The following is a 14,748-nucleotide window of genomic DNA, read 5'->3' on the forward strand; positions in this document are numbered from 1 at the left end:
CCACCTCACATCCGACCCGCCCGCGACGTTTACCCAACGTGAGACAGCATCCCTTCGAAACGATCGTGGCCGAGCACGGGCCTGCCGTGCTACGCGTGTGCCGCGCCGTCCTGGGCCCCACCACCGCCGCCGAAGACGCCTGGTCGGAGACGTTCCTGTCGGCGATGCAGGCATACCCCACCCTGCAGGCCGACAGCAACATCGAAGCGTGGCTGGTCACCATCGCCCACCGCAAAGCCATCGACCAGCTCCGCGCCGAGAAGCGACGGGCCGTCCCCACCGAGCACCTGCCGGAGACACCCGCCAAGGACGGCGTGCCCGGCGAAGGGGAGCCGGAGCTGTGGAAGGCCCTGCACGCCCTGCCGCTCAAACAGCGCCAGACCATCGCCTACCACTACCTCGCCGGCCTGCCGTACGCCGAAGTCGCCCACCTCCTGGGCGGCAGCCCACAGGCCGCCAGGCGAGCGGCCGCCGACGGCATCGCCAAACTACGCAAGAGCTACCTCGAAGGAGAGGACCGATGACGACCACACCCGCGACGCCGGCCGGCGACGGCGAGCTGCTGGCCCGCCTGACCGAGACCGACCAGGCCACCCAGGAGCGCCTGCACGCCCGCCTGGCCGCGGCCGCCGAACGCGCCGGGATCCTCGACGTCGCCTACCGCACCCTCGACACCCCCGTCGGGCCGCTGCTGCTGGCCGCAACCGAACGCGGCCTGGTCCGCGTCGCCTACGCCCGCGAGGACCACGACAAGGTCCTGCAGCAGCTGGCCGGCAGCCTCAGCCCCCGCCTGCTACGCGCCCCCGCCCGCCTGGAGAACGCCACCCGGCAGATCGAGGAGTACTTCACCGGCCGGCGCAACCTGTTCGACCTGCCACTGGACCTGCGCCTGGCCCACGGCTTCCGCCGTACCGTCCTGACGCACCTGAGCGAGATCGGCTACGGCACGACCGCCAGCTACGCGGCCGTGGCCGCCGCCGCGGGCAGCCCGAAAGCCGTACGCGCCGTCGGAACCGCCTGCGCCACCAACCCCCTGCCGGTCATCGTCCCCTGTCACCGCGTCGTACGCAGCGACGGCACCCTCGGCCAGTACGTCGGCGGCACCGACGCCAAGAAAGTCCTGCTGGCCCTGGAGGCCACCCCATGAACACCGCACCCCACCGGCGGGCGTCCGGACGGGCGGCGCGGACACCTCACCCCGGCAGGGACAGCAACCACTCGGCCTGACGTCCGGCCGTACCCGGCCGAGCACGGGGACGGTCCAGAAGCACCAGCCGCCCCACAGACAGTCGGCCAGGTCACCCTCTCCCGTCCCGAAGACAGGCCCACACCCGCCGCCGCCCCCTGCCGGCCGACACCACACCGGCCCCGCCCCCAGACGGACAACCGAGCCGCGGCGGAGCGGACGCGCCGGCCACGGTGGACGATCCGCGGCCGATACGTTGAAGTTGCCACCATGAAACAGCGGGGGAGCAGACCCAGACACACGACGACGGGCGCGATCTCACTGATCGGAGGAGCGGCCGCCGGCGGCGCCGCGCTCCTGACCCGGCAGGCGGCCGCCCCCGACCTGACGGCCTACGTGCCACTGCCCGGCGTGCTGGGCCTGACGGCCGTGGTGCTCGCGGCCCTGGGCGCCGGCCTCATCCTGAAACGCCCCGGCCCGGCCGACCACACGCGGCTACGCGTCCTGCCGTGGTGGTGGGTCCTCATCGGCGCCGTACTCATCACCGTGTCCATCTGGGCCACCACAGCCGCCCTGCTGTCGCTGGCCGACAGCGCGCCACAGGCCGCCAGACGCGTGGAGCTGCGGGTGGAGGCGGTGAAGACCGGCCTGACCGTGGGCGCCGGAGCCGCAGGACTGGTGGCGCTGCTGCTCGGAGCGCGCCGCCAGTGGCTGGGGGAGCGCACCCAGGCCCACCAGGAGTACGACGCCGCCGAAAAACGCCTCACCGAGCTCTACACCAAGGCCGGCGACCAGCTCGGGCACGACAAGGCCGCCGTACGGCTGGCCGGCCTGCACGCCCTCGGACGCCTCGCCCACGACACCCCCGGGCACCGCCAGACGATCACCGATGTGATCTGCGCCTACCTCCGCATGCCCGCCACCCCGTCCGGGACTCCAACCGGGCCCCCGGACCCCGCCGACCACCAGGAGGCGGCCACACCCCCCGCCGACCCCCAGGAACTCCAGGTCCGCGCCACCGCCCAGCGGATACTCGCCGAACACCTGCGCTGGAGCAGGGACGAGCCGCTGCCGCCCGGCACCTTCTGGCCCGGCATCGACCTCGACCTCACCGGCGCGCATCTGCTCGACCTCGACCTCAGCCGGTGCCGGATACGCCAGGCGACCTTCGACGGCGCCACCCTCGAAGGACTCACCCGCTTCGACGGCGCCACCTTCGACGCAGAGGCGACGTTCACCGCGGCCGTCTTCACCCGCGGCGCGGATCCACGCGAGGCCAACCACAGGGCGGGATTCGAAAAGACCCTGTTCAACGGCACAGCGACCTTCCGCGCAACCGTCTTCGCCCTCCGCGCGGACTTCACCGGCGCGACCTTCGGCGAGGCAGCCCTGTTCGGCCAGGCCGAATTCGCCGACCGGGCGGTCTTCCGGGCCGCCTCCTTCACCGCGCAGGCGTCCTTCGGCGCGGCCGCCTTCAACGGCGAGGCCGTCTTCCGGCAGGCCGCCTTCTCAGGCGGAGTCTCCTTCCAGCAGGCCGTCTTCGCAGACGCCCCCGCCCTGTGGGAGGCCACGGCCCAGATCTCCTGCGCCGCCGGACGCCTGTGGCCCGAAGGCTGGAGGGAGGACCCCCTGGGCGACGGATCCGGCCGGGCCCAGCTGATCCAGCCGCCCCCGCAGAGCAGCGGACCACCCGGCGAGCCGTCCGGCGTGGGATCGGTGCCGGCGCCCGACACCGACACCGATCCCACGCCGGCGCGGGATCGACCCGCCGCCGAGACGTGAGCGCGGTCACATCACCCCCTGCCGATCCGTGTCACCGCGGCACCGGGAAAAAGGGGGGCGGCCATCGGTGACGCGACAGGGGCGGCGCCCAGCACGGTCCCTGATGATCACAGGCCGGGCCGGGGCGTCAGGGGACACGTCCTGGTCGTCATCAACGGGCCGGTCGGCAGCGCGGCCGGAACGAGCTCACCGGCCAGGGCCGGCAGGTGCGGGTGGCCGCCTCGACGTGGCCGGTGACCTCACCGGTGTGGACATGGTCAACTTTCCGTCCGGTGCGCCGGAGGCCCGATCCGGCCACGCCTCGGGCAACGTCGAGCTGGTGTGGTGTGGGCCGGGACGCCGAAGGTGTGTCCGGTCCGGTCTGTCCTAAGGCGGGGCAGCGGGAGATGCCTCGAATATGGTCATTTTTATACCAAACAGAATTCACCTTCTGTCTGGTATGAGATTGATGGGTGCCGATAGGGGGGCCGGGATGGACTGTCCCGTCCCATCCGAACTGATCCGGTTGACCTCTCCTGCATGGCCTGGCCCGGATTCCGCGTACGGTCTTGCGCGATCCGTCCGGTGGGCGCCGCAGGCGGGCCTGCCGTGCGGGGCGAGAAAAATGATCTTCGGTCCATGGTCGGCGGGATGATGATCTTCCGGTCCGCGCCCGGCGGGATCCGGTCCGTCTTCCTCTGTTCCGTTCTTCCACGGTAAGCCGGAGCAATCTGCAAGTTTCCCGCAGTAAGTCCGATTCGTACTGCTTTCGGGCTGGAGGCCGTGCGGCCGCGTTCCCTGAGGTCGGTCGCCGCGCCCGGTCGTCGCCGTTCCCGCGGCCGGGGCGCGTGCCGCCGGCGTAGGCGCAGGGCGCTTGCGGGGCGCCGGGGTCGGGTGCCGGGTGCCGCTCCGGGGCGTGGTGCGGTTTCGGGTGTGCGGGGTGGCCTGCCTCTGCCGCTGTCTCTTGCTGCCAGGTTTGGCCTACTCCCCCGCGCGATACCGTGTCGGGGCATTTGACGCTATGTGTCCAATATATGACAGTGTGTGTCAGGTTCTGTGATGTCAGACAGAGGCAGGCGGGCCGGGGGCCGGACGCCGGTGCCTGGCTGACGGCGGTCGTCAGCCGCATCGCCTGGACCTGTTTGTCGGTGACGTCCGGGCCGGCCGTGGGCTGGGGCGTTACCGGTAGTGGTGCCGCCGCTCCCCCGGTCTGCGGGACCGGGTCGGTGGCTCGACGGGCGGCGCCGCCCGTGACGTTCGGGACGTGGGCGGCTCGTCAGGGCTGCAGGTCGGTCACTCCTTTGCCGCTCGGTATGTCGAGCGGTACGGAGACCTGGTCATGCGCGATCAGCCAGTTGCCGTCGATCTTCCGGAAGCAGAAAGTGGCCCGGACCCACATGCCGTCCGTCGCCGTCCTGTTCTTCAGTGTGCCGCTCAGCCGGCCGAAGCAGTGGCCGAACGCCACGTCGTCGCCCACGGTGAGGGTCAGGTCGCGGATCTCGTAGTTCACGTCCTGGAAGAGCGTGAAGACGTTGTTCCAGTTCTTCAGTTTCGCCTCTGTCCCTACGTGCTGCAGTGGCGGTTCGATGTCGAAGGAGACGACGTCGGGTGTGTAAAGCCGCTTGAGGCCCTCGAGATCCTTGGTCCGGAGTCCTTCGACTATCTTGTCGATCTGCCGGCGGATCTCGGCCCGGTCCGTCTCGTGCTGCGTAGGCATTGCTGCCCGTCCTTTCCGTCCGGTGTGGAGTCTTGGCTTCTCACCGGTACGACGACGCGGCGCCCCGGGATGTCAGGCCTGCGGCTGCCGTGCCGGCTCCGGAGTTGTTCGAGGTCGTTGCGCTTGGGGTCGGTCGGTGTTCCAGTCCCAGTTGGTGATCGTGGTGCGCATCAGGCGGGCGGCGGTCGGCAGGTGGCTGTCGGCGCCCCAGTACAGGGTGACTCTGCGGCGGCAGTCGGGGTTGTCGACGGCGATCCAGGTGAGCGGGGCGCGTGTGGCGCTGTGGCGGGCGAAGGCGAAGTGGCGGGCGAAGTTTGGGACGAGGCCGATGCCGAGTCCCGCGCCGATCAGGCCGGCGATGGCGGTGAGCTCGTCGACTTCGCAGACGATCTTCGGTGTGAGGTCTCTGGCGGCGAAGAGCCGATCGAGCAGGCGGCGTAGCCAGTGGCCTTCGCGGGCGGTGACGAAGGGTTGGTCGGCGAGTTCGTCGATGCTCACCGATGTGCGGTCGGCGAGGGGGTGATCGAGTGGTGTGCCCACTCCTACCGCTTCGTCGAACAGGGGTGTCGATTTCAGGCCTTCGGCGTGGATCGGTTGTGAGGCGACGCACAGGTCGACGTCCTGGGCTCGCAGGAGGCGGGTCATGTCTTCGGCCAGGGACCAGTGGAGCTCGATCTCGATGGAGGGGTGGGCTTGTTTGTAGGCCGCCAGTGGGCCGGTGAGGGTGAGGAAGGTCTCCGATGCCAGTCTCACGGTGCCCGGGCCCTGGTTGCCGGCTTCGGCGACGGCGCGTCGTCCGGCTTCGAGTTCGCCGAGGGAGCGTTCGACGTGATCGCGGAAGAGTTTGCCGGCGTCGTTGAGCCGGAGCCGGCCGCTGCGGTTGAACAGTGGTGTGCCCAGTTCGCTCTCCAGGCGGGCGATGGTGCGGCTCAGTGAGGGCTGGGCGATGTGGAGTTCGTCGGCTGCCCGGCTGAGGTGTTCCAGTCGTGCGACCACCATGAACTGCTTGAGCGTGTTCAGGTCCATCATGACTCCCGGGACATAACAGCATAGCAATATTGATCTTAGACAAGATAACTTGCGAGCCATATCGTCGGGGTCGTTCACGGATCGGGAACGGAGTGAGGAGGGATTCACATGCTCACCGTGGCCGCGCCCCGGACGGCTCTGACGGGATGGATGCTGCGGACCGTCGTCAGCGCGCACGTGGTGGCGATCGCCGGCCAGCCGGTGTTCGCCGGGATGTATCTGACCGGTGACTACGGCGCGCTGAGCCTGCATGCGGTCGGCGCCGACGCCGTCACCTCCATCGGGTACCTGCAGGCGGTCGTCGCGGTCGCGGTCTGGGTCCGGTTGCGTCAGGTCTGGCCGTTCCTCACCGCGATGGCGGTGGTGGCGGCCGAGACGGTGCAGTACTTCGCCGGGTTGGACGGCGCGCTGTGGTTGCACCTGCCGTTGGGGGTGATGACCGTCGTCGCGGTCGTGGTGCAGTTCATCGATGTGTGGCGGCGGCCTGTCCTTCGTGAGGGGGCCGGGGGTGCGTGACGGCGGTGGTGTGAGCAGGCGGCGGGCGCTGGGCATCGGCGGGGCGCTCGGGGTGGTGGCGGCCGGCGGGCTGTCGGTCTCGGCCGCGCTGGCCCGGCGGCCGCCGGTCACCGGTGCCGAGCTGCGCAGCGCCGTGCCGCTGCCGCCGCCCTTCCGGGTGCCGTTGCCGATTCCCGCCGTGCTGAGGCCGGTCAGCACCTCGGGTGGCGTCGACCGTTACGAGATCACTCAGCGTGAGGCGAGTGCGGAGATCCTGCCCGGGGTGAGGACGCCGCTGTGGACGTATGAGGGCACCTTCCCGGGGCCGACGATCGAGTCGCGTCGCGGCCGGCCGGTCACCGTGTCGCACCGTAACACCCTGCCTGTGCCGACCGTCGTGCATCTGCACGGCGGTCGGACCCCGGCGGCCTCCGACGGATATCCGACCGACCTCGTCGTGCCCGAGGGCTGGCACGGCGCCGCCGTGGGCGTGGGGCACGGCTCCGGGCACGGCTCCGGGCACGGCATGCAGGATCCGCGGGCGGTGCTGACCACGCTGACGCGGGACTACACCTTCCCGCTGGAGCAGCGGCCGGCGCTGCTGTGGTATCACGACCACCGGATGGACTTCACCGCTCCGGCGATCTGGCGGGGGCTGGCCGGGTTGCACCTGGTGCGTGACGACGCCGAGGACTCGCTCGGCCTGCCGGCGGGGCCGCGTGAGCTGCCCCTCATGATCACCGACCGGGCGTTCGCCGCCGACGGCAGTCTCGACTACCCCGCTCTCGACCCCACGCTGCGAGAGCGGCCGGGCGTCGGCGGGCCTTATCTCGCCGGGGTCCTCGGCGACGTCATCTTGGTCAACGGCGCCCCGTGGCCGGTGCACGAGGTCGACGCGGCCCGCTACCGGCTGCGTGTCCTGAACGCCTCCAACGCCCGGCACTACGAGCTGGAAGCGGTTCTCGACGACGGGCGCCGGCTCGACCTCGTCCAGGTCGGTGCCGATCAGGGACTGCTCGCCGCGCCGGTCGTCCACCGGTTCCTGCCGATCGCGCCGGCCGAACGCTACGACCTGGTCGTCGATTTCTCGCATGTGCCGGTCGGCGGCCGTGTCACGGTCGTCAACCGGTTGGGTTCGGGGCGTACTCGCGACGTGATGGCCTTCCGTGTCGTCCGCAGGGCCGTCGACGGCAGCCGTATCCCCCGCGTCCTGTCTGCCGACCTGCCGCTCTGGCGGCGTTCGGAGGCCGTCAGGGTGCGCCAGTTCGCCTTCCGCGCGGGGCGGATGCGTGCGGGTCACGGCTGGCTCATCGGCGGTCTGCCGTTCGATCCGGCCCGCACCGATGTCACCGTCCGGCTCGGCGACGTCGAGGTGTGGCGGTTCGTCGCCGACGTCCATCATCCCGTCCATCTGCATCTGGTCGGTTTCCGGGTGCTCTCGCGCAGTGGCGGGCCGCCGCTGGCCCATGACGCGGGGCTGAAGGACACCGTCTCGCTGCGTCCCGGTGAATCCGTGGAGATCATCTCCCGGTTCGACGGTTATCGAGGCCGTTATCTGTTCCACTGCCACAACGCCGAGCACGAGGACATGGGCATGATGGCCAACCTTGAGATCGTCTAGGCGGCGTGTGCTGTGCCTGGTGGTCCGGGCGTCGTCGGGGCGGGTCTCGCCGGTGTGGAGTCCGGGGTGGCGTGGGGTGTCGCGGGTCAGGGGTGCAGGATGAGGCGTCCGCGTACTGTGCCGGATTCGATCCGCCGGTGGGCGTCGGCCGTGGCCGACAGGGGCAGGTGTCCGGCGATCCGGGGGGTGAGGGTGCCGGTCCGGAGCATCCGGTTGATCAGTTTGGCGGCGTCGGCGAGGTCGTCGGCGCGGGCTCTGCTGATGACGAAGCCGAGCAGGCTCTGGTCGCGGGTGTAGAAGGGGCGGGCCGGTAGGCGGGGTGTGTTGTCGGCCGCCGCGGTCAGCAGGATCTTCCCTCCGGGGGCGGTGACCTGTACGGCCAGGTCCAGGTCGTGGTGTCCGGAGGTGTTCCAGAAGATGTCGATGCCTTGTGGGGCCAGTTCGGTGAGTCGGCGGGCGAGGTCGGTGTCTCGGTGGTCGACGGTTGCCTCGGCGCCGTTGGTGTGGCAGTCGGGGTGGTCGGCGGGGTGGGCGGCGGCGATGACTCGGGCTCCTGCGGCGGCGGCGATCTGGGTGGCGGCGCGGCCGACGTTGCCGGCGGCGCCGGCGATGTAGACGGTCTGGCCGGGGCGTAGCCGGGCGTGGACGAACCAGCCGAGGTAGGCGGTGGCGGCCGGGTGGGCGACTGCGACGGCGGTGTCGGGGTCCGCCTGTGCGGGCAGGTGGTAGAGGCGGTCGGCCGGGACGAGGGCGAATCTGGCGAAGGAGCCTTGCCGGCCGTCGTGGCCGAGGCTGTTGCACCAGACTCTGTCGCCTGGCCGGAAGGGCACTGTGGGTGAGCCGGTGAGGCGTACGGTGCCGGCCAGGTCGCGTCCGAGGATGAAGGGGAAGGGGGTCGGGGTGGGGTAGCGCCCTGATCGGATCAGGGTGTCGACGGGGTTGACGGTGAGGGCTTCGACTTCGACCAGTGCGTCGTTGGGGCCCGGTGTGGGGGTCGGTAGTTCGCCGTAGGTGATGAGGTCTGCTCCGCCCAGGGCGTTGATGTGGGCGGTGGGCATGGTGTCGGGCAGGTGGGGCGGGGTGTCGGTGCTCATGGTCACCAGTATTGGCAGGTGGGTGCCGGTTGGTTGTCTGCCCGGGGGTGGTTGTGGTCGGTGTCGTGGGGGTCTGTGGCGGGGTGGGGGGAGGTTGGTCCGGTGGGGTCAGCCGGTGGAGGTGTGCAGGCGTACTTCGTCGGCCAGGCGCTGGAGGCTGTCGTCGAGGGTGTGGTCGATGTCGTCGCCGGGTGGGGCGTGTTCGTCGTCGAAGAAGGACAGGTGGATGGTGACCTCGCTGGCTCCGGTGCCGCTGTCGGCGACCTGGAGCCAGCCCGCGTAGCGGCCGTCGTCGCGGGTGCCCCATTCGATGCGGAGCTGGTCGGGGTCGGCTTGCATGAGGGCGTGGGCGTCTTGTCCGGTGCTGTCTTCGTGGACGGTGACGGCGGGCAGGATGTCGGGCCGTACGTGCAGGTCCTGTGGGAGCCAGTGGTCGAGGCGGTCGAGGTCGCGTGCGTGGTCGAAGACTGTCTGTGCCGGTGCGGGCATGGTGCGGGAGCGTTCGTGTTCGCTCATGGGTCTCACTCCTCGGTGTGGGTGCCGTTGAGTGAGCGCTTACCCGTTGGGGGCGGGTCCATCCGTGGGGTGCGGGCCGGGGGTGGCGGGGGTCATGCCGGTGGTGGGGTGGGGCGGATTTTCCTGACGAGGCGTGCGGCGGCGCGGTGGCTCATTCCGGTCTCGCCGCGGACGAGGAAGACGGCTTGGTCGAATTGGCCGGTGGCTTTGAGGTGGAGGATCTGCTGGAGGAGTTCGGGGCCGATGCCGCCGCCGACGAGGGTGTTGCGGGGGCGTTGGGCGATCCGTACGGCGAGCACGATGAGGCCGATGATCACTAGTGCGAGGACCGCCGTCAGAAGGAGGATGACGATCAGGTTCGACATGGGGTGAGCGTACCCGGCGGGGGGTGGGGTGGGGCGGTGTCGGCGGGATTGTTGTCGGGTGGGGTGCGGTTCATCGCGGGGTGTGGAGCAGGAGCAGGGTGTAGGCGGCGATGGAGCAGCTGTCGGTGATGACGCCGTTGATGATCATCTGTTCGAGGTCGGTGCGGGGGAACCAGCCGTGGCGCATGTCTTGTTCGGTGTGTTCGCGGTTGGGGGTGCCGGGGGTGAGGGCGGTGGCCAGGAAGGCGTCGAAGCGCTGGCCGGTGTTGCCGTGGGCGGTGTCGAGGCGGCCGAGGTGGGTCATGGAGGCGGCGGTGAGGCCGGTCTCCTCGGTGAGTTCGGTGTGGGCGGTGTCGAGGGGTGAGGGGCTGTGGGGGACGCTGCCCTGGGGGAAGCTCCAGCTGCGGCGGCCGATGGGGTAGCGGTATTCCTCCACGAGGTGGAAGCCGTCGTTCTCCATGGGGATGACGAGGGCGAAGTCGGGTCTGTCCAGGACGCTGTAGATGCCGTGGGTGCCGTCGGGGTGTTGGATGCGGTCTTCGCGCAGGGTGATCCAGGGGTTGGTGTAGACGACGGTGGAGTCGAGGGTGCGGATGGTGGGTTCCGGTGGGGTGGTCATGGTGCAGGAGCCTACTGGCGGGGCCGGGGTGGGGTTTCGGGAAGGGTTGTGGCCGGTCCGGGGGGTGCCCGGCCGCCGGGGGGCGGGGCCGGGCAGGCGGCGGCGGGGCGGGGTTCTGGCGGGCGGTCCCCTCTTCGGTGACCGCTCGGCGGCCGCTCGGCGGCCGCTGGGTGGTCGCGGTCAGGCGGGGGTGTAGGCGGTCGCGGAGACGACGGCGGTGACGGGGAGCGGCTGGTAGATGTGGGGGAAGGCTTCCGGGGCGTCGCCGGGGACCTCCATGCGGACGTCGAGGCCGGTGGGGTCGATGGTCAGCAGGGTGAGCGGGTCGGTGACGTCGCGGTAGAAGCGCTGGATGACGCCGTGCAGCTGGGCGTGGTCGGCGCAGGCGTGGATGAAGCCCTCCTGTTCGAGGGTGCGGCCGAGGGTGGAGTGGCGATACTCCCCCGTCTTCTGGGCGGCCTCCCAGTCGGCGGTCAGGGCCAGGTGCAGGATGGTCATCGGGTGAGGGCCTCCACGGCTCGGTCGACGTCGTCGTCGGTGGTGTACAGGTGGAAGGACGCGCGGACCTTTCCGGCGCGTACGGCGGCGCGGATCCCGGCGGCCTCCAGCCGTTCGTGGGCGTCGGGAACGTCGACGGTGACGATCGCGCTGCCGGTGGCGGGCCGGCCGAGGGCGGTGAGGAAGCGGCCGGCCAGCGCGGTGTTGTGGGCGTGGACGGCGGGGACGCCGATCCGGTTGAGCAGGTCGATGGCGGGGGCGGCGCCGACCTGGCTGAACCAGGCGGGTGACAGGTCGTAGGCGTGGGCGCCGTCGGCCAGGCGCAGGGGCGGTCCGTAGTAGGAGCCGCCGGGGTCGGCGCCGGCGTACCAGTTGGCGGCGACGGGGCGCATGTGCCGGCGGGCGCGGGGTGACAGGTAGGCGTAGGTGGCGCCGCGGGGGGCCATGAGCCATTTGTAGGCGGCGCAGACGAGCACGTCGAAGCGGGTGGCCTCGACGGGCAGCCAGCCGCAGGCCTGGCTGGCGTCGGTCACGACGAGGGCGTCGTGGGCGCGGGCGGCGGTGATGATGTCCTCGGCGGGGGCCAGGCGGCCGTCGGCCGACTGCACGAGGCTGAAGGCGACCAGGTGGGTGCGGTCGTCGACGGCTTCGGCCAGGTGGGCCATGGGGACGGTGCGCAGGTCGGCCGAGACCGCCCAGGGGAACAGGTTGGAGGTGAACTCCTCGGTGGGGGCCAGGACGTGCGCGCCGGGTGGGAGGGTGGCGGCCAGCGGGGAGAGCATCTGGGAGACGGTGGCGCCTGTGGCGATGTCGCCGGGGTCGGCGCCGACGAGGGTGGCGAAGGCGGTGCGGGCGTGGCCGGTGGCGGCGTCCCAGGGTTTCCAGTCGCTGCGGCCGCTCTGCCAGTCGGCCAGGACGCGTTGCAGGTCTTCGAAGGCGGTGCGCGGGGGCAGGCCGTAACTGGCGGTGTTGAGCCAGCCGGGGTCGGGGTTCCACAGTGTCCGCGCCTGGGCCAGGTCCATGTCCGGTACTTTACGGGTCCGGCCGTCGGGTGGTGGTGTGCCGGTGGGGTGGTGGCTGAGGGGTTCGGGGGCGCCGGTGACCGTCGCGGCCGGGGGCGGGGCCTTCAAGGGGTCGCGGGTGATCGTGTCCGCCGAGGTGTCGCAGCGGTGGGCCGGGGTGTCGCAGTGGCAGATCGCCAGGCTCGCCGTGGCCCCGTGCCGTGCCCTGGCCGGCTGAGGTCGTCCCGGCCGGTCAGGGCGGCCGCCTCGCCGCCGCGGGTCGAGGGGCGGGCTCAGCGGCGGGCGCGCCACTCCCGCTGCAGGATCGCGTAGATCACTTCGTCGGTCCACTCCCCCTTGACCATCTCGTTCTCCACCAGGTGCGCCTCGCGGCGCATTCCGGCGCGTTCCAGCACCCGGGCCGAGGCGGTGTTGCGTCCGTCGAGGCGGCCGGTGATGCGGTGCAGGTCCAGGCCGTCGAATCCCAGCTCCAGCAGGGCCTGGGCCGCTTCGGTGGCGTATCCCCTGCCGTGGTGGTCGGGGTGGAAGAGGTAGCCGATCTCTCCGCTGCGGTGCAGGCGGCTGTGCCAGAACAGCACCGCGTCGCCGATCAGTTCGCCGGTGGCGGTCAGTTCCACCGCCAGGGCCAGTGCCTGGCCCTCCTCCAGCAGCGCCGACTGGGTGATCTTGGTTTCCAGGGCCTGTCTGACCTGCTCGAGGTCGCGGGGTTCCCAGTAGAGGTAGCGGGCGACCTCGGGCAGTGACTGGAAGGCGTGCAGGGCGTCGAGGTCTGCGGGGGTGAAGGGGCGCAGGGTCAGCCGCTGGGTGCGGATCGGGTGGTGGGGCTTCAGCATCCGGTCAGGTTAGGGCGGCCGGCAGGCGGTCGGCCACGTATTTAGCCCGCCCGCCTCAGCCCGCCCCCGCCTGTGCCCGTGCCGGAGCGGGCGCGAGTGCGGGCGGGCGGCGTTTTTACCGGGTGAGGCGTTCCAGCAGCCGTGGATGGCCCGACAGTGCGGCCGACAGCGTGTCGGTGATCAGCGGCGCGTAGGCGGCGCGGTCCACGGCCGCCCAGTCGATGGGGCCGTGCGGCGGCTGCGGATCATATTCGATCATGAGCTGGACCTGGCGGGCGGTCTCCTCCCCCGCCAGGCGTCCGACCAGGTGCAGCGCCATGTCGATGCCCGCCGCGACCCCGGCGGCGGTGACGTACGGGCCGTCGTGCACGACGCGCTCGCCGACCGGGACCGCGCCGAGCTTGGCCAGCAGGTGCAGGGCCGCCCAGTGGCTGGTGGCGCGGCGGCCCTGAAGCAGGCCGGCGGCGGCCAGCAGCAGCGACCCGGTGCACACCGAGCCGACCACCTCGGCGGTCGCGGCGGCGGCGCGGATGCGCTCCAGCAGCCCGTCGTCGGCCATCGCGGCGAAGGTCGGCCCGTTGCCGCCCGGGACGATCACCGCGTACGGGCGGTCGAGCTGGTCGAAGGTGTGGCTGGGGGCCAGCCGCAGCGGGGTGTCGGTCTGCAGGGGCTGGAGGGTCTCGGCGGCCACCACCACCTCGTAGGAGGGGTCGAAGAAGGCGAACACCGACATCACCTGCAGGGGGCCGACCAGGTCAAGGGGGGTGATCCCGGGGTAGAGCACGAACGCGACGGTCTTCACATCTGTCCTTCCGGCTGCGGGTTCTGGTGGGTCGGTGTGGACACCGGTGCGGGCCGGTGCGGTGCCCGCGCCGGTGTCGGCGCCGGTGTCCGGGTCCGGCCGTCTTCACCCTCGCCCGCTCCGGCGCGGGCGCCAAGCCGCCCGCGCCGGCATGTCTGTTTTCCTGTGGTCCCTGTCTTTCGGACAGGTAGGGTCGGGGCGTGGAGGAGCGGCTGTTCGTGATCGTGGCCTATGCCGGCGCCGAGCTGCTGGACATCGCCTGCGTCTCCGACGCCCTGGACGTGGCCAACCGGCTCGGCGCCGGTCCGCCGTACCGGATCCGGATGGCCAGCCCGGGCGGCCGGGACGTGGCCTGCGGCTCCGGGCTGGTCCTGCGGGGGCAGCAGGCGCTGGAGCGGCTCTCCGGGCCGCTGGACACGCTGCTGGTCGCCGGTGGCCAGGGGTATGAGGCGGCCGCCGCCGACGTCCGCCTGGTGGGGCATGTGCGGAGGCTGGCGCGGGAGAGCCGCCGGGTGGCCTCGGTGTGCACCGGGGCCGGTGTGCTGGCGGCGACCGGGCTGCTGGACGGCCGCCGCGCCACCACGCACTGGGCCTACGCCGGCGTGATCGCCGGACGGTATCCGAGGGTGCGGGTGGATCCGGCGCCGATCTACATCCGTGACGGGCGTTTCTGCACCGCGGCCGGGGTGACCAGCGCGCTGGACCTGACGCTGGCGCTGATCGAGGACGACCACGGCGCGGAGCTGGCCCGCCGCGCGGCGCGCGGGCTGGTGACCTACCTGCAGCGGCCCGGCGACCAGCGGCAGATGAGCATGTTCGTGGCCGCGCCGCCGCCCGACCATGATCTGGTGCGGGCCCTGGTCGGGTATGTCGGCGCTCATCTGGACGCCGACCTGTCGGCGGCGGCGCTGGCCCGGCGGGCGGGGGTCAGCGGCCGTCATCTGGCCCGGCTGTTCGCCGGCCGGTTGGGGCAGAGCCCGGCGCGGTATGTGCGCGGCGCGCGCGCCGAGGCGGCGGCGCAGTTGCTGGCCTCGACCTCGCTGCCGGTGGCGGCGGTGGCGCGCCGGTGCGGGTTCGGCTCGGCCGAGACGTTGCGGCAGGCTTTCACCGACCGCTACGGCGTGCCGCCGGCCCGCTACCGGCAGGCCGCCGGCGCGGGCCGCTGAGCAGCGCCGCAGCGGGTCCCCCTT

General features: G+C 71.6%; 17 protein-coding genes. 7 read left to right on the plus strand and 10 right to left on the minus strand.

Going from position 1 to position 14,748, the window contains the following annotated elements:
• Window positions 1–38: 38 nt before the first annotated feature.
• The 3 genes from ACWDS7_RS05065 (at window position 39) to ACWDS7_RS05075 (ending at window position 2,968) form a co-directional block, all read left to right on the plus strand.
• Window positions 39–524 (plus strand): RNA polymerase sigma factor, encoded by a 486-nt coding sequence (locus ACWDS7_RS05065; RefSeq protein ID WP_451928174.1) that lies wholly within the window; start codon window positions 39–41, stop codon window positions 522–524.
• Window positions 521–1,147 carry a methylated-DNA--[protein]-cysteine S-methyltransferase gene (locus ACWDS7_RS05070; protein WP_451928175.1) on the plus strand — a complete coding sequence of 209 codons (627 nt, stop codon included), beginning with the start codon at window positions 521–523 and terminating at the stop codon, window positions 1,145–1,147. The genes ACWDS7_RS05065 and ACWDS7_RS05070 overlap by 4 nt, the downstream gene beginning before the upstream one ends.
• Before the next feature lie 309 nt (window positions 1,148–1,456).
• Window positions 1,457–2,968, plus strand: coding sequence for a pentapeptide repeat-containing protein (locus ACWDS7_RS05075; protein ID WP_451928176.1), 1,512 nt, complete (start codon window positions 1,457–1,459; stop codon window positions 2,966–2,968).
• A 1,255-nt stretch (window positions 2,969–4,223) separates the two neighbouring features.
• On the opposite strand, the gene ACWDS7_RS05080 is transcribed toward ACWDS7_RS05075, so the two are convergent.
• Window positions 4,224–4,664, minus strand: coding sequence for a YybH family protein (locus tag ACWDS7_RS05080; protein WP_451928177.1), 441 nt, complete (start codon window positions 4,662–4,664; stop codon window positions 4,224–4,226).
• A gap of 72 nt (window positions 4,665–4,736) precedes the next feature.
• Window positions 4,737–5,693, minus strand: a complete 957-nt coding sequence (locus ACWDS7_RS05085; protein WP_451928178.1) for a LysR substrate-binding domain-containing protein — start codon at window positions 5,691–5,693, stop codon at window positions 4,737–4,739.
• Window positions 5,694–5,801: 108 nt separating this feature from the next.
• Here ACWDS7_RS05085 and ACWDS7_RS05090 point away from each other — a divergent pair, with 108 nt between their 5' ends.
• Both ACWDS7_RS05090 and ACWDS7_RS05095 read left to right on the plus strand, forming a co-directional pair.
• On the plus strand, window positions 5,802–6,209 hold the full coding sequence (locus tag ACWDS7_RS05090; RefSeq protein WP_451928179.1) for a hypothetical protein: 408 nt from the start codon (window positions 5,802–5,804) through the stop codon (window positions 6,207–6,209).
• Window positions 6,202–7,809, plus strand: a complete 1,608-nt coding sequence (locus ACWDS7_RS05095; protein WP_451928180.1) for a multicopper oxidase family protein — start codon at window positions 6,202–6,204, stop codon at window positions 7,807–7,809. The genes ACWDS7_RS05090 and ACWDS7_RS05095 overlap by 8 nt, the downstream gene beginning before the upstream one ends.
• Window positions 7,810–7,895: 86 nt before the next feature.
• Here ACWDS7_RS05095 and ACWDS7_RS05100 read toward each other — a convergent pair whose 3' ends face one another.
• The 6 genes from ACWDS7_RS05100 to ACWDS7_RS05125 form a co-directional block, all read right to left on the minus strand.
• A complete protein-coding gene (locus tag ACWDS7_RS05100; protein WP_451928181.1) occupies window positions 7,896–8,903 on the minus strand; it encodes an NADPH:quinone reductase in 1,008 nt (335 codons plus the stop codon).
• A 108-nt stretch (window positions 8,904–9,011) separates the two neighbouring features.
• Window positions 9,012–9,419 (minus strand): SRPBCC family protein, encoded by a 408-nt coding sequence (locus ACWDS7_RS05105; protein WP_451928182.1) that lies wholly within the window; start codon window positions 9,417–9,419, stop codon window positions 9,012–9,014.
• A 92-nt stretch (window positions 9,420–9,511) separates the two neighbouring features.
• Complete coding sequence (locus tag ACWDS7_RS05110; protein WP_451928183.1) at window positions 9,512–9,784, minus strand: hypothetical protein; 273 nt, start codon at window positions 9,782–9,784, stop codon at window positions 9,512–9,514.
• Window positions 9,785–9,854: 70 nt separating this feature from the next.
• Window positions 9,855–10,403, minus strand: a complete 549-nt coding sequence (locus ACWDS7_RS05115; RefSeq protein WP_306871223.1) for an NUDIX domain-containing protein — start codon at window positions 10,401–10,403, stop codon at window positions 9,855–9,857.
• A 180-nt stretch (window positions 10,404–10,583) separates the two neighbouring features.
• Window positions 10,584–10,901 (minus strand): DUF952 domain-containing protein, encoded by a 318-nt coding sequence (locus ACWDS7_RS05120; RefSeq protein WP_451928184.1) that lies wholly within the window; start codon window positions 10,899–10,901, stop codon window positions 10,584–10,586.
• Window positions 10,898–11,923: an aminotransferase class V-fold PLP-dependent enzyme gene (locus ACWDS7_RS05125; protein WP_451928185.1), complete on the minus strand. Its 1,026-nt coding sequence runs from the start codon at window positions 11,921–11,923 to the stop codon at window positions 10,898–10,900. Before ACWDS7_RS05125 ends, ACWDS7_RS05120 begins: the two co-directional genes overlap by 4 nt.
• Before the next feature lie 43 nt (window positions 11,924–11,966).
• Between ACWDS7_RS05125 and ACWDS7_RS05130 the strand changes: the two genes are divergently transcribed.
• Window positions 11,967–12,140: a hypothetical protein gene (locus tag ACWDS7_RS05130; protein WP_451928186.1), complete on the plus strand. Its 174-nt coding sequence runs from the start codon at window positions 11,967–11,969 to the stop codon at window positions 12,138–12,140.
• A 55-nt stretch (window positions 12,141–12,195) separates the two neighbouring features.
• Here the strand turns inward: ACWDS7_RS05130 and ACWDS7_RS05135 are convergent, their stop codons facing one another.
• Both ACWDS7_RS05135 and ACWDS7_RS05140 read right to left on the minus strand, forming a co-directional pair.
• Complete coding sequence (locus ACWDS7_RS05135; RefSeq protein ID WP_451928187.1) at window positions 12,196–12,756, minus strand: GNAT family N-acetyltransferase; 561 nt, start codon at window positions 12,754–12,756, stop codon at window positions 12,196–12,198.
• Window positions 12,757–12,871: 115 nt separating this feature from the next.
• Window positions 12,872–13,558 (minus strand): DJ-1/PfpI family protein, encoded by a 687-nt coding sequence (locus ACWDS7_RS05140; protein WP_451928188.1) that lies wholly within the window; start codon window positions 13,556–13,558, stop codon window positions 12,872–12,874.
• Window positions 13,559–13,758: 200 nt separating this feature from the next.
• On the opposite strand from ACWDS7_RS05140, the gene ACWDS7_RS05145 reads away from it, so the two are divergent.
• The gene (locus tag ACWDS7_RS05145) at window positions 13,759–14,724 is read left to right on the plus strand and encodes a GlxA family transcriptional regulator (RefSeq protein WP_451928189.1); all 966 of its coding nucleotides are present in this window, start codon (window positions 13,759–13,761) and stop codon (window positions 14,722–14,724) included.
• Window positions 14,725–14,748 lie beyond the last annotated feature (24 nt).

This window comes from Streptosporangium sp. NPDC003464, assembly GCF_053588315.1.

Bases quoted from the DNA above. Each gene is read 5' to 3' on its own strand.
- ACWDS7_RS05110 (WP_451928183.1), bottom strand. From the start codon at position 9,784: ATGTCGAACCTGATCGTCATCCTCCTTCTGACGGCGGTCCTCGCACTA.
- ACWDS7_RS05125 (WP_451928185.1), bottom strand. From the start codon at position 11,923: ATGGACCTGGCCCAGGCGCGGACACTGTGGAACCCCGACCCCGGCTGG.
- ACWDS7_RS05135 (WP_451928187.1), bottom strand. From the start codon at position 12,756: ATGCTGAAGCCCCACCACCCGATCCGCACCCAGCGGCTGACCCTGCGC.
- ACWDS7_RS05100 (WP_451928181.1), bottom strand. From the start codon at position 8,903: ATGAGCACCGACACCCCGCCCCACCTGCCCGACACCATGCCCACCGCC.
- ACWDS7_RS05115 (WP_306871223.1), bottom strand. From the start codon at position 10,403: ATGACCACCCCACCGGAACCCACCATCCGCACCCTCGACTCCACCGTC.
- ACWDS7_RS05105 (WP_451928182.1), bottom strand. From the start codon at position 9,419: ATGAGCGAACACGAACGCTCCCGCACCATGCCCGCACCGGCACAGACA.
- ACWDS7_RS05075 (WP_451928176.1), top strand. From the start codon at position 1,457: ATGAAACAGCGGGGGAGCAGACCCAGACACACGACGACGGGCGCGATC.
- ACWDS7_RS05080 (WP_451928177.1), bottom strand. From the start codon at position 4,664: ATGCCTACGCAGCACGAGACGGACCGGGCCGAGATCCGCCGGCAGATC.
- ACWDS7_RS05120 (WP_451928184.1), bottom strand. From the start codon at position 10,901: ATGACCATCCTGCACCTGGCCCTGACCGCCGACTGGGAGGCCGCCCAG.
- ACWDS7_RS05085 (WP_451928178.1), bottom strand. From the start codon at position 5,693: ATGATGGACCTGAACACGCTCAAGCAGTTCATGGTGGTCGCACGACTG.
- ACWDS7_RS05090 (WP_451928179.1), top strand. From the start codon at position 5,802: ATGCTCACCGTGGCCGCGCCCCGGACGGCTCTGACGGGATGGATGCTG.
- ACWDS7_RS05070 (WP_451928175.1), top strand. From the start codon at position 521: ATGACGACCACACCCGCGACGCCGGCCGGCGACGGCGAGCTGCTGGCC.